Consider the following 13,654-nt stretch of genomic DNA (forward strand, 5'->3'; position numbering starts at 1 on the left):
TGCTGCGAGGCCTGGAACAAGCTCGTCAATCAGCCCTGGAAAATCATCTCCATCGGCATGCGCGACTGGGCACATCGGTTCTGATCAGTGCCCGTTGGTATGACCCGTGAAACTGGTCCGGACGGTGTGAGAATTTTCGGGCAGGCTTTCTCGACGAGAGGAGAGAGCCGATGCCCAAGAAGCGGTTCACGAACGAGCAGATCGCCTTTGCCCTGCGGCCAAGCGGAGAACGGCACACTGGTCGGCGAGATTTGCCGGAAGATGGGGATCGCCGAGGCGACGTTCTATCGATGGAAAAAGGTCTATGCCGGGATGGGCGTGTCGGAGATCCGGCGCCTGAAGCAGCTCGAGGAGGAGAACGCCAAGCTCAAGCGGCTGGTGGCCGACCTCAGCCTGGACAAGACGATGCTGCAGGATGCCCTGCAAAAAAGTGGTGAAGCCCGTCCGGCGCCGCGAGGCAAGTCCGGCACTTCCAGGCGGCGTTTGCCGTGTCGGAGCGCCGAGCCTGCCAGGCCAGCGGCTTTGGACGGGCTTCCCATCGCTACAAGTCGCGCCGCGATCCGGCACCAGCGCTGCGCATGCGGTTGAAGGATCTGGCCGCGAGCCGGGTCCGCTATGGATATCGACGCCTGCACATCCTGCTCCAGCGGGAGGGCTGGGTGATCAACCACAAGCGCGTGTACCGGCTCTACAGCGAGGAAGGGCTGTCGATCCGCACGCGAAGCCCCAAGCGCCGGCGATCCTCGCGGTACCGGGTGGGCCGGGCCACGGCGGAGCATGCCAACGAGGTCTGGTCGATGGACTTCGTGTCGGACCGGCTGTTCGACGATCGGCCGTTCCGAATCCTGACCATCCTCGACTGCCATACGAGAGAGGCTCTCGCGACCTGTGCGAGGACGAACTTCCGGGCGTATCAAGTCGCCGAGGAGCTCGACCGGCTCGTTGCCCTTCGCGGCAAGCCGGCGAGCATTCGGGTGGACAACGGCCCAGAGTTCGCCGGTCGGATGCTCGATCAGTGGGCCTACCTGAACAAGGTCGAGCTGGACTTCTCGAGGCCGGGAAAGCTTGACGACAATGCCTTCATCGAAGCCTTCAACGCCCGCCTGCGCAGCGAATGCCTAAACGCCTCCTGGTTCCTGTCCATGGCCGACGCCCGGTCCCGGATCGAGGCCTGGCGGGAGGACTACAACCACCACCGTCCGCACACCAGCTTGGGTAACTTGACCCCGGCCAAGTTCGCGGATCAACTTGGGAAAGTCCGAGAGTTCTCATGACGCCTGCGCCAAAGGCCGGGTCAGGACCAAACACATAGGCGATTTCATGCACTGGCGATTCAGATTCGCTGAGACTGCGCTCGCCGCCGCGGCCTGAGGACAACGCTTAGGATCAACACAGTCATGACGTCTGATATGGCGTCAAGCTGAACGCTGGCTCGGATGCACACGAGTTTTGCGATCCTCCCGATATTCGAGCAGTTTGAGGTCGCTCCTGCCGAAAAAGCGAGCAGCGACGGGGAAATCATGACTGGACGAGATAGTGGACACCGTCCATCATCTCGGTGTGGCGCACGGGGGTGACAGATCGGCGTCCCAGATGGCAAAGGGGGTAACGCATGTCCCAGATCGCCGTGCCAGCCGACTTGGTGCTCTCCGTTCGACATCTGACCGTCGATCTTCCGCCCGGCATGGAGCGGCGCCATGCGGTGGAGGATATTTCCTTCGATCTGCCCGCCGGCCAAATCCTCTGCATCATCGGCGAGTCCGGTTCGGGAAAATCCGTGACGGCCAACACGATCATGGGCCTGCTGCCGCCGGCGATCAAAGCCAGCGCCGGCGAAATCCACTTCCAAGGCATCGACATTCTCAAGGCTGGCGAAGCTCAGATGCGCGAGCTGCGCGGGCGCGTCGTCTCGATCATCTTCCAGGATCCGCTCTCGGCGCTCAATCCGCTGATGACGGTCGGCGACCAGATCCTCGAAGTCTTGGAAACGCATCGCCACGGCACGGCCTCAAGCCGCGAGGCCAAGGTGATGGCGCTGCTGGAGGAGGTCGGCCTGCCCGACCCCGCGCTGATGCGCTTTCAATATCCGTTTCGTCTGTCGGGCGGTCAGCGCCAGCGCGTCATGATCGCGATGGCGCTCGCCCTCGATCCCGACCTTCTGATCGCCGACGAGCCGACCACGGCGCTCGACGTGACGACGCAGGCGCAGATTCTCGATCTCATCCGCAAGATCCAGAAGCGCAAGGGCATGAGCGTCATGTTCATCACCCATGATTTCGGCGTGGTGGCCGAGATCGCCGATCGTGTCGTGGTGATGGAAAAGGGCAAGCTGGTCGAACAGGGACCGGCCGGAGAGGTGCTGGTCCATCCCACCCATCCCTATACGCAGCGCCTGGTGGCCGCCGTTCCGCGTATGCGCGCCAGCGCAGCCGAGATCAGCTCGGATGCGCCCGTGGTGCTGGAGGTGGAGAAGCTCGAAAAGGAATATCGGCTGTCCGGCTCCTTCTTCGGCAAGACGCGCGTGGTCAAGGCGGTGGACGGCGTCAGCTTCCAGCTCCGCCAGGGCCAGACGCTCGGCGTCGTGGGCGAAAGCGGCTCGGGCAAGTCCTCGCTCGGGCGCGTGCTTTTGAAACTCCTGGAGCCGGACGCCGGCTCGATCCGCTTCCAGGGCCAGGACATCGCGGGACTGAGCGAGGAGGCGTTCCGGCCGCTGCGGCCCTATATCCAGATGATCTTCCAGGACCCCTTCGCCTCGCTCAACCCGCGCCATACGATCGGGAGGATCCTGACCGTCGGTCCGGTGGCGCACGGCCTGTCCGTGACCGAGGCGCGCGCCAAGGCGTTTCGCCTGCTCAAGCTCGTCGGGCTGGACGAGCAGGCCTATGACCGCTTCCCGCACGAATTCTCCGGCGGCCAGCGCCAGCGCGTCGGCATCGCCCGCGCTCTGATGTTCGACCCACTCGTTCTGGTGGCGGACGAGGCGGTGTCGGCGCTCGACGTGTCAATCCAGGCGCAGATTCTGGAGCTTCTGGACCGGATTCAGAAGGAGACGCAGGTCGCGATGATCTTCATCACCCACGATCTGCGCGTCGCGAGCCAGATCTGCGACGAGGTGATCGTGATGTACAAGGGCGTGGTGGTGGAGCGCGGCCCGCCCACCACGATCTTCCGCGACCCGCAACACGACTATACGCGCAAGCTCGTCTCGGCGATTCCGGGCGCGGACTGGGAGCCGGCGGCCGAAGCCGGCTAGTTCATCGCCGAACGGTCGCCGGCACCAAGGCCGGCGACCGGAACGCGCGTCTTGGCCCTTTGGGCCGTCTCCCACCGCTGGCGCCTTAGGTGCCGGCGACGCTGTTGTTTTCCATGTAAGCGGTTGATTTCAAATCAAAAATATTACGGTCTTAGTGCCAGAAAATGGTTGCCAATATCCACTATCTGGCCTTTCATAGTGTCATAAAACCGACAAGCGACACGGCCGCCGAGCCCTGATCGCCGCGCAGCAAGGATGCGGCGCGGCAGGGCGGGAGTGCGCGCGCCCGAACCGAGACCGATGAAGACAGCCAAGCCCAAGACGCCGCCGCCGACCCTGCCGCAGGACATCAATATCGATGTCTTGGAAGACACGTTGAGCTTCTACATCCGCACGGTGAATCTCGCCGTCTCGCGCGATCTCGACGAGCGTCTGGAAGGGCTGGACGTTGCCAAGGGCACGGGCAAGATCACGACCCTTCTTCTGGTGGACGATTATCCGGGCATCCGCCCCTCCGTGATCGCGCATCTGATCCTCAAGGACCGCTCGGCCATGGGCCGGCTGCTGGATCAGATGGAGGGCCATGGCCTCATCCGTCGCGAGATCTCGCCGGAGGACAACCGCGCCCAGCAGCTCTTCATCACCGAGGCCGGGACGGCGCTGGCGGTGAAGATCCGCGAGATCGTGCCGCAGCAGTCGCGCGACTTCTTCTCCTTCATCCCCGAGGACGAGCAGAAGCTCGTCACCGACATCCTCAAGCGCGCCTATCGGCGCATCGTGGGCCTCTCATGAGCGATCCCCAAAGTCCCGTCGTGCTCGTATCGGGCGCCAGCCGCGGCATTGGCGATCACATCGCCGCCGAGCTTGTGCGCCAGGGCTGGCGTGTTTCGCTGGGGATGCGCCGCCCTTCCCTGCCGGCCTGGGCCTCCGGCCATGAGGACCGGGTGCATCTCTTCGCCTACGACGCCGAGGACACGAGCGGCGAGGCGCGCTGGGTGGAGGCGGCGCTCGCTCGCTTCGGGCGGATCGACGCGTTGGTCGCCAATGCCGGCATCATGATCCCCAAAAGCGTGATCGAAGCCGAGGACGAGGACATCGACGCCATGATGGGGGTGAATGTGAAGGCGCCGCGCCGGCTTGCGAAAGCGGCTTGGGATTCTCTCTGCGCCACCGGCCGGGGCCGGGTGATCATTCTCGCCTCGCTGTCCGGCAAGCGCGTGAAGTCACCAGGCGCGGGCAGCTATTCGCTATCCAAATTTGCCGCCGTCGCGCTCGCCCACGCCATCCGGCAGGCGGGCTTCGACCAGGGCGTTCGCGCCACTGCCGTCTGCCCCGGCTTCGTCGCCACCGACATGGCGGCGGCGATCACCGATCGCCCGGCCGAACTCCTGACGCAGCCCGGCGATCTCGCCCGCGTCGTCGCGCTGCTTCTGGCCCTGCCCAACTCCGCCTCGGTCGCCGAATTCGCGGTCAATTGCCAGCTTGAGGAATTCTTCTGATATGCCCGGTCCTTATGTCGTTCCCGTCCATGGCGATGCCGAGCTGCCCAAGGCGGTGGATGTCGTCGTCATCGGCGGCGGGATCATCGGAACCTCCACCGCGCTGGAACTGGCTGAACGGGGCCTGCGGGTCGCGCTCTGCGAGAAGGGCGGGATCGGCCACGAGCAGTCCAGCCGCAACTGGGGCTGGGTTCGCATTTCCAGGCGCGACCCGCGCGAAGTGCCTCTCATGGCGGAGTCGCTGCGCATCTGGGCCGATCTCAACCGGCGGACGGGGCGCGAAACGGGCTTCAAGCGCTCGGGCATCGTCTTCACCTGCACCGACGAGAAATCCTTCGCCGATCATGAGCGCTGGAACCGCAATCTGGAAGGCTACCAGATCGAAAGCCGGATGCTGAGCGCGTCCGAGTTCAACGCCAAATATCCCGGCAACACGATGAAGATCGCCGGCGCGCTCTACACGGCGGGCGACTGCCGCGCCGAGCCGCAGAAGGCCGCGCCCGCCATCGCCGAGGCGGCGCGCGACCGGGGCGCGCATATCCTTACCGAATGCGCGGTGCGGGGTCTGCAACTCTCGGGCGGCAAGGTGTCGGGTGTCGTCACCGAGCGCGGCGAGATCGCCTGCTCCTCCGTGGTGCTGGCGGGCGGGGCGTGGTCCAGCCTCTTCATGGGCAACAATGGGCTCGACCTGCCGCAGCTGAAGGTCCTGAACTCGGTCCTGCGCACCAAGCCGCTGGAAGGCGGGCCGGACGAGGCGATCTGGGCGAGCGGCTTTGCCCTGCGCAAGCGCGAGGACGGCGGCTACACGATCGCGGATGGATCGCGCAACGTGGTGGATATCGTTCCCGCCTCCTTCCGCCATGCCGCGAAGTTCATGCCGGCTCTCTCGCATGAATGGCGCGCGCTGCGCTTCCGGGTCGGCGGGCGCTTCCTGGACGAGGCGCGCCAAGCTCGCCGCTGGGCGCTCGATGAGCCCTCCCCCTTCGAATATAACCGCGTACTCGATCCCGTGCCGTCCAAGGCCATTTCGGACGCGGCCATGAAGCGCCTGTCGGTCGCCTTTCCGGTGTTCAAGAAAGCCGAGATCGCCCAGCGCTGGGGCGGGATGATCGACGTGACGCCCGATGCCGTGCCCGTCATCGACGCGGTGGACGCGATCCCCGGCTTCCATGTCGCCACCGGCTTTTCTGGCCATGGCTTCGGCATCGGCCCGGCCGCCGGGCGGCTGATGGCCGACATCGTGTCCGGTCGCACGCCGCTGGTCGAGCGGCACGACTTCCGTTTCAGCCGCTTCTCGGACGGCTCGAAGATCGAACTGATCAGCGGTTTCTGAGCGTGCGGCGCGGCGGCTCAGGCTGCCGCGCCGCCCCGAAGAGCATGCCGGCAGGCGACTGCCGCCGGGAGGTCCACCGCCCGCAGAGGCGGATGCAACGATGTGATCCCAAGCCATTCCATCCGACCAAGGGGAACCGACACCATGCCCGACAGCCGTAAGCCATTCCTCACCACCACCCGCCGCCAGGCGCTCGGGCTTCTCGCCTTCGGTGCGTCCGGCCTCGTGATGACCGGCCTGCCCGGCCTCACACGCGCTGCCTTCGCGCAAGGCGGCCAGGACGCCAAGGGCCAGTTGACCGTGGGCTTCTCGCAGGAGCCCACCGTCTTCAACCCGCATATGCCCCATATCGAAGTCGATGAGGGCATTCACTTCAGCATTTTCGATCCGCTCTTCTATGTCGATGAGAAGGGTGCCTTCGTGGCGGCGCTGGCGGCCGAAGTGCCGACGGTCGAGAATGGCGGCATCTCGGCGGACGGTCTGTCCTGGAAGGTGAAGCTGCGCGACGACGTGAAATGGCACGACGGCACGCCCTTCACCGCCGAGGACGTGAAGTCCACGCTGGAGCTTCTGGTCAATCCGAACTTCCGCTCCTGGCGCAAGACCGGCCATGAGTTCGTGCGGGATCTCACCGTCGTCTCGCCGACCGAGATCACCTGGAAGATGGAAAAGCCCTTCGCGCCCTATCCCTCCATCCTGGCCTCGACCTTCATCACGCCCAAGCACATCCTGGGCGCGGCGGCCGATCCGAACACGGCCCCCTTCAACAACGCGCCCGTGGGCACCGGCCCCTTCAAGTGGAAGCAGCGCGTCGCCGGCGACTATATCCTTCTGGAAGCCAACAAGGACTATTTCGGCAATGGTCCGCATATCGCGACCCTGATCTACAAATACGTGCCCGATCTCAACGTCATGTACACCCAGTTCAAGGCGGGCGACATCGACGTGGCCGGCCTCCAGTGGATCACGCCCGATCACTATGAGGAAGCCAAGACGCTGGAGGGCAAGGTCGTGTCCGTTGTGCCGGGATCGACCATCGAATCCCTGACGCTCAACATGGAGCGCCCGCAGTTCAAGGACCCGAAGGTTCGAGAGGCGCTGTATCACGCGATCGACAAGCAATCGATCATCGACGCGCTGTATTACGGACTGCCGACGCCGACCGAAAGCTACGTTCCGCAGCAATCCTATTACTACAACCCCGATCTGCCGAAGCACGAATACTCGCCCGAAAAGGCCAAGGCCCTGCTGGACGAAGCGGGCTGGGTGCCCGGCGCGGACGGCGTGCGCGCCAAGGACGGCGTGAAGCTCGCCTTCACCTGTTCCACGACAGCGGGAAACCACATCCGCGAACAGGTGCAGCAATATATGCAGCAGTCCTTCAAGGATCTGGGCATCGAAATGACGATCTCCAACCTGCCCCCGGCGGTCATGTGGGGCGATTACTGGATGCTGTCGCAGTTCGACAGCGTGATCGTCGGCCTCGACTTCCTGACCGGCCCGGACCCGGACACGTCGGATTTCTTCCGCTCGACCTCCAGCCCCGCCAAGGGCGGCTCGGGCCAGAACAACTGGCAGTTCGCCAACAAGGAAGTGGACGATCTGCTGACGCAGGGCGGCAGCCTCTTCGTGCCGGAAGAGCGCCGCGCGGCCTATTTCAAGATTCAGGAGATCATGCGCCGGGAGCTGCCGCTCCTGCCCCTGTTCCAGTACGCGACGGTGCGCGGCTACAAGCAGGGCGTCGAAGGCGTCGCCTACAACATCAACACCCGCATCGACACTTGGAATGTCGGCCACTGGAGCCTCGCCTGATCAAGTGATCGCCTGATCACGTGATCGGCCCGGCCTGCATGCGAGGCCCGGCCCGCCGAAGCGGCAGCGCGCGCACGAACGCCAAGGTCCGCGCGCTCCCTTCCCTGACGCCCCGCATGGCGCGTCCCGCGCGCAGGACAGACCATCCGCCGATCCGGAGCCAGCACCATGTTGTCCTATCTTCTGAACCGCCTCTGGCAGAGCCTGATCCTTCTGGTGCTCGTGTCGATCATCGGCTTCGCGGTCCTGAACCTCGCGCCCGGAGGCCCCTTGTCGCAATTCGCGCTCACGCCTGGCATGACGCGCGAGGCGATCGACCGCATCGCCGAGCAGATGGGCCTCAACCGGCCCCTGCCGATCCAGTATCTCGACTGGGGCTGGCGTCTCCTCCAGGGCGACTGGGGCACGTCCTATCGCGACCAGCGGCCGGTGCTGGAGATCATCTCCGGGCACCTCTTCGCCACGCTTCTCTTGATGGGCTCGTCCACGCTGATCTCGATCCTCGTCGGCACCTGGATCGGCATCAAGGGCGCGACGAAGCGCTATTCGCTCTTCGACTATGCTGCGACGGTGGGCGCCATGGTGGCGCTGTCGATCCCGACCTTCTGGTTCGGCCTCGTCGCCATCTATGTCTTCGCGCTGAAGCTGAAATGGCTGCCGGTCGGCAGCATGTACACGATCGGCGACCAGTCCTTTTATGACTACGCCATCCATCTGGTGATGCCGAGCCTCGTTCTGGCGCTCGTCAACATCGCGGTGTGGAGCCGCTATATGCGCACCGCGACGCTCGATGTCATCAATCAGGATTTCGTGCGCACGGCCCGCGCCAAGGGTCTGACGCAGCGCCGGGTCCTGATGAAGCATGTGGTGGGCAACGCGCTTCTGCCGATGATCACGCTCGCCGGCCTGCAATTGCCCACCATCCTGGGCGGCGCGCTCGTCACCGAGACCGTCTTCACCTGGCCCGGCATGGGGCGGCTCTTCCTCGATAGTCTCGGCTATCACGACTACCCCGTCGTCATGGGCCTTCTCATGTTCTCCGCCATCCTCGTCCTCGCCGGCAGTCTCATCGCCGACCTTCTGGTCGCGCTCGTCGATCCGCGCATCCGCCTGGGATGACGCCTGCCCGACGCTCCGTCGCCATCGCTTGAAGGGGTTAGATCATGTCCGCCGCAACGCTTCCCATCGCCGCCGCCCCCCCCTCCCCCCGCTGGTGGCGCAGCCGCACCGCTCGCCGGTTCGCGCGCCACAAGCTCGCGGTGGTGGGCTTGGTCATGATCGCGGTGCTGATCTTCGCTTGCGTGGTCGGCCCGCATCTCCTGCCCTATGACGAACTCTATATCGACCTGCGCGCCCGCTTCGCGCCGCCGCTGACCGGCTACCACATACTGGGCACCGACCCGCTGGGGCGCGATATCGCCGCCCGGCTGTTCAGCGCGGGGCGCATCTCGCTTCTGGTCGGCTTCTTCGCCATGGTGCTCTCGACGCTGATCGGCACGGTGATCGGCGTCGTCGCCGGCTATTACGGCGGGCGGCTCGGCGCGGTGCTGATGCGCTTCGTGGACGCCTTCCTGTCCTTTCCCTCGATCTTTCTGCTTCTGGCGCTCGCCGCCTTCGTCAAGCCCAGCCCCTTCATGATCACGGTGATCATCGCGGTCACGAGCTGGATGGAGATCGCCCGTCTGGTCGAGGCCGAGGTGCGTTCCTTGCGCGAGCGCGACTTCGTGCTGGCCGCGCGGATGCTGGGTCTGCCCAACGGCTGGATCATGTTTCGCGAGCTTTTGCCCAACGCGGTCGGGCCGATCATCGTGGCGGCGACGCTGACGGTGGCGCGCGCGATCCTTCTGGAGGCCTATATCAGCTTCCTCGGATACGGCATCCAGCCGCCCCTGCCGAGCTGGGGCAACATGCTGAACGGCGCGCAGCAATATCTCGACAAGGCCCCCTGGCTCGCCATCGTGCCGGGTGTCGCGATCACGCTGGCCGTCACCAGCTTCAACTTCATCGGCGACGGGCTGCGCGATGCGCTGGACGCCCGCAGCGACCTCAGCTGACGGGAGGCTCGATCATGGCCCGCTTCTCGCCCTTCGAGGATACGCTTTGGTTCGCCACCGCCAAGCCCGCGCCGCAAACCAACCCGCTGGAGGGTTCCGTCCGTGCCGATGTCTGCATCGTGGGGGCCGGCTATGCCGGGCTGACGACTGCGCTGGAACTCGCCAAGGCCGGCGTCGATGTGGTGGTTCTGGAGCGGGAGGAAGCGGGCTTCGGCGGCTCGGGTCGCAATGCCGGCCATTGCACGCCGACCTTCACCCATTACAGCCTGCCCGAACTCAGGCGCATGTTGGGCGAGCCCTGGGCGGAGCGGCTGATCCAGCGTCAGACGCGGGCCAATGACCGCGTGTCTGCAATGATCCGCGACTACCAGATCGACTGCGAATGGGTGCAGAACGGCTATGTCATGGGCGCGCCGCACAAGGGGGCGCTCGCGGAGATCCGCCGCAAGGTCGAGACCTACAATGGCGTCGGCGCGCGCACGCGCTTCGTGGATCGCGACGAGGTGGAAGCCATCACCGGCAGCCCGCGGTTCCACGGTGGCTGGCTGCACGAGGAGGCGGGCCATCTCAACCCGCTCGGCTACGCGAGGGGCCTCGCCCGCGCCGCGATGCAGGAAGGGGCGAGGATCTTCACCGGATCGGCAGCCCTCTCCTGCGAGCGCGAGGCGAGCGGCGGCTGGGCGGTCGGCACGCCGGGCGGGCGCGTGATTGCCGACAAGGTGATCTTCACGACCGGGGCCTACACGGTCGGCGGCTGGCCGAAGCTCGACCAGACCTTCAAGATCCAGCGCGTCTTCGTCGCGGCCACGCAGGTTCTCTCGCCGGAAACGCGCCAGAGCGTCCTGCCTGATAACACGACGATCCATGACGGGCGCGGCGACATCTATGTCTACAAGTACAATGGCGGGGGGCGCATCGTCTGCTCGATGTTCCCGATGGGGCGGCGCGGGCGCGACCTCGCCTATACGAGACAGGTGATGAGCGAACGCCTGACCTGGCTGCACCCGCAAATCCGCGAGACGATCCGCTGGGACTATCTCTGGTTCGGCGAGTTGGACATGCAGGTCCGCACCGTTCCCCGCCTCTATGACCTCGCGCCCGGCGTCGTGGCGCTGACCGGGCTTTCGGGCCGGGGCGTGCCGACCGGCTCGATGCTGGGATCGATCCTCTCGGAATGGGCGCTGGGTCAGACAGAGAGCGAGCTGGCGCTGAAGCTGGAGCCGCTCACCGCTGCCCCCGCCTACATGGCCTTCGGCCCTGCGCTGACGCTGCGCTACTACCGCGTGCGCGACAATCTCGCCACGCGCTTGTCCGGCGCGGCGCTGCCGCCGCACGCCTGACCCCCTTCACCCAAAGCCTGACAATGCCCCGCGAGGAGACTGCCATGACCATGCCCATCTTCAACATATCCGACGATATCGACCTGACGCCCGCCATGCCGGCGCAAGGGCGCGAGGGCGGCTCCTATCGCCGTCAGATCTGGCAGGATTCCACCGAGAACGGCACGATCATCGCCGTCTGGAAGGCCGAGTCCGGCATCTACAACTATCCCGGCCGCGATCTGGAAGAGACCTTCGTCGTGGTGGAAGGCGAAGCCATCTATTCGCAGGCCGACGAAACGCCCGTGACGATCGGCCCCGGCACCATCGTCAGCATCGCCAAAGGCGTGCCCAGCCGGCTCGAAATCCTGTCGCCGTTTCGAAAGCTGGCGACCGTCATCCCGAAACCCTGAGTACCTCGCGAGCGCGCCACGCCCTGTTCGGGCTTGAGGCACACTCGGCCCGATGACCCAAAAGTATCCCGTCGGAAGCTGAGCTTTCTTCCGACGGGTCGTTCTCAACCGATCATCAAGCGGCTTCTTCCAAGCCCTTGCCGACCTTCTCCAGATGTTCGGAAACGGATTTGTCGTCCACGCGACCGGCAACCTTCGCCGTCTTGCTCCCGAGATCGGCTAGGAGCTTCTTGACCGCATCGCCGTCCACCTCGTCGGCCTGGAGCTTGGTCTTGAGCGAATGGAGATCGGCTAGAATCCCCTTCGATCCAGACACGCCGACATCCTTCAGCTGCTCTTCCCAATATTCGATCTGATCGACGGCAGCCTTGGCAGCCATGTTCTTGAGGCCAGCCTTGATGGCGTTGTCCAGCTTGGTGAAACGTGCAGGCATGGTGAATCTCCAAAGCGCACTCGCGGCGCGAGAGCGTATGGGCAGCAAACGAATTCGCGGGGCAGTCGATCCTTTCGGAATCCGAATAATAAGAGCTGCCGCCAAAACCTCGCGGGGTCGGCTGGTCGGAGGTTCCGTCCCCAGCTTCAAGACGGCTGGGAGAAGCCGGCTGCGCACCGGCCGGGCCGGGTGGTGCGCGCTCTAGCGAGCGGCCTTGGCCGCGAACCAGAGCACATGTTTTGCTCCACGTCCGCGTCCGGCCTTCACACGCATCTCTTCCACTTGGAAGCCGTTGCGGCCGAGGCGCGTGGTAAAGGCCGGGTCCGGCCCTTGTGACCAGATCCCCAGGATCCCGCCCGGCGTCAGCGCTTGAAGGGCTGCGGCAAGGCCAGCGTGGCCGTAGAGCCGATCATTGCCGCTTCGCGTCAACCCGTCCGGACCATTGTCGACGTCGAGGAGAATGGCATCGTAAGCACCGCGGGCCCGGCCGATCGTGTCCGCCACATCTTCCACGGCGATGTCGACGCGGGGGTCGGACAGACTGTCCCCGAAGACATCGGCCATCTCCGCCCGCGCCCAGGCGACGACGCCCGGCACGAGTTCGGCGACGGTGACGCGGGCATCCGGCAGGAGGCTCGCCAGCGCCGCACGAAGCGTAAAGCCCATGCCGAGGCCGCCGATCAGGACACGCGCCCCCGTGCGCGGGCCGATCCGCTCTGCCGCCAGCGTGGCCAGGGCCTCCTCTGAGCCGCTGAGGCGGCTGTTCATCAGTTCGGTCCCGCCGATCATGATGGAATATTCCGTACCGCGCCGCATGAGACGCAATTCGCCGCCGCCCGGAATGGACGCTGTGCCGAGCGGCACCCAGGGGATCAACGCTCCGCCCTTTCGGAAAGAGCGCCTCGGCACTCAGCTTCGACAATGCAAGGAGGAGGGGTCATGAACAGGCTCGCTGTAGCATTTGGAAGCTGACTGGTAACGCGCAGGCGGAAAGCCGGCGAGAGATTTTGCCATCAAGCGGGACGATCATCGCCGCCGAGGTCGGAGGTCTCGGTCAGAGTTCCCGAAAACGGACCAGAAGGCTCTGCCGGAACTGACCGGCGCAACGCCAGCCGGCCCAGAACATCATGCTTTCGCGGCCTCCGTTTGCTTCGGCCCGGTTTCTCGCCTCCTCATGCTTTCATCGCGCGTCCGCTGGATCGTCTGCCGGCTGGGACCCTAGAGGCCGTTATGGACCCTAGACAAGGCTTGTGCTGCCCGCCCCGATCCGCCGGGTAGGAGCCGGGTGAAGGCCATAGTGGTTCTATGTCCAAGACCGGCGACGCTCTCCGGCGGTTCGAGGCGGGCAGCCCGAAGGGTCGGGTGAGCGAAGTCATCTCCGGGCGAGCCACGTGTCTCGCCCGTCCTGCGGACCGTCGGCAAGATCGGACAAGACGGCCAGTCTTGACCGATCTTGTCTCCTTGCGGCCTGTTCTTCGCTGACCCGACACAAGTCTTGTCTAGGGTTCATAACAGACTCTAGGGTCTGTTAGCGCCTA

Annotated in this window: 11 protein-coding genes and 1 pseudogene; 10 read left to right on the forward strand and 2 right to left on the reverse strand. The window is 65.1% G+C overall.

All coding sequences use genetic code 11. The features are described from left to right. Positions 1-170: 170 nt before the first annotated feature. The 10 genes and pseudogenes from NS365_RS20040 (at position 171) to NS365_RS20085 (ending at position 11,683) form a co-directional block, all read left to right on the forward strand. Positions 171-1,274 (forward strand): annotated as a pseudogene (locus tag NS365_RS20040) (IS3 family transposase). Between the two features lie 338 nt (positions 1,275-1,612). Then, positions 1,613-3,253, forward strand: a complete 1,641-nt coding sequence (locus NS365_RS20045) for an ABC transporter ATP-binding protein (protein ID WP_058602077.1) — start codon at positions 1,613-1,615, stop codon at positions 3,251-3,253. 300 nt (positions 3,254-3,553) lie between these two features. Then, the gene (locus NS365_RS20050) at positions 3,554-4,045 is read left to right on the forward strand and encodes a MarR family winged helix-turn-helix transcriptional regulator (protein ID WP_058602078.1); all 492 of its coding nucleotides are present in this window, start codon (positions 3,554-3,556) and stop codon (positions 4,043-4,045) included. Beyond that, positions 4,042-4,752 carry an SDR family NAD(P)-dependent oxidoreductase gene (locus NS365_RS20055; protein WP_058602079.1) on the forward strand — a complete coding sequence of 237 codons (711 nt, stop codon included), beginning with the start codon at positions 4,042-4,044 and terminating at the stop codon, positions 4,750-4,752. The genes NS365_RS20050 and NS365_RS20055 overlap by 4 nt, the downstream gene beginning before the upstream one ends. Before the next feature lies 1 nt (position 4,753). Next, positions 4,754-6,085 carry an NAD(P)/FAD-dependent oxidoreductase gene (locus NS365_RS20060; RefSeq protein WP_058602080.1) on the forward strand — a complete coding sequence of 444 codons (1,332 nt, stop codon included), beginning with the start codon at positions 4,754-4,756 and terminating at the stop codon, positions 6,083-6,085. A gap of 144 nt (positions 6,086-6,229) precedes the next feature. Then, positions 6,230-7,897, forward strand: coding sequence for a peptide ABC transporter substrate-binding protein (locus NS365_RS20065; RefSeq protein ID WP_058602081.1), 1,668 nt, complete (start codon positions 6,230-6,232; stop codon positions 7,895-7,897). Between the two features lie 168 nt (positions 7,898-8,065). Further along, a complete protein-coding gene (locus tag NS365_RS20070) occupies positions 8,066-9,016 on the forward strand; it encodes an ABC transporter permease (protein WP_058602082.1) in 951 nt (316 codons plus the stop codon). Between the two features lie 44 nt (positions 9,017-9,060). Further along, positions 9,061-9,951, forward strand: coding sequence for an ABC transporter permease (locus NS365_RS20075; protein ID WP_058602083.1), 891 nt, complete (start codon positions 9,061-9,063; stop codon positions 9,949-9,951). 14 nt (positions 9,952-9,965) lie between these two features. Beyond that, positions 9,966-11,291: an NAD(P)/FAD-dependent oxidoreductase gene (locus NS365_RS20080; RefSeq protein ID WP_058602084.1), complete on the forward strand. Its 1,326-nt coding sequence runs from the start codon at positions 9,966-9,968 to the stop codon at positions 11,289-11,291. A gap of 44 nt (positions 11,292-11,335) precedes the next feature. Then, positions 11,336-11,683: a cupin domain-containing protein gene (locus tag NS365_RS20085; protein ID WP_058602085.1), complete on the forward strand. Its 348-nt coding sequence runs from the start codon at positions 11,336-11,338 to the stop codon at positions 11,681-11,683. A gap of 115 nt (positions 11,684-11,798) precedes the next feature. Here NS365_RS20085 and NS365_RS20090 read toward each other — a convergent pair whose 3' ends face one another. Then, positions 11,799-12,116 (reverse strand): hypothetical protein, encoded by a 318-nt coding sequence (locus NS365_RS20090; RefSeq protein WP_058602086.1) that lies wholly within the window; start codon positions 12,114-12,116, stop codon positions 11,799-11,801. A 201-nt stretch (positions 12,117-12,317) separates the two neighbouring features. Continuing rightward, a complete protein-coding gene (locus tag NS365_RS20095; RefSeq protein ID WP_058602087.1) occupies positions 12,318-12,992 on the reverse strand; it encodes a spermidine synthase in 675 nt (224 codons plus the stop codon). Between the last annotated feature and the right edge of the window lie 662 nt (positions 12,993-13,654).

It is taken from the genome of Aureimonas ureilytica (assembly GCF_001475935.1).
Lineage (GTDB): Bacteria > Pseudomonadota > Alphaproteobacteria > Rhizobiales > Rhizobiaceae > Aureimonas > Aureimonas ureilytica_A.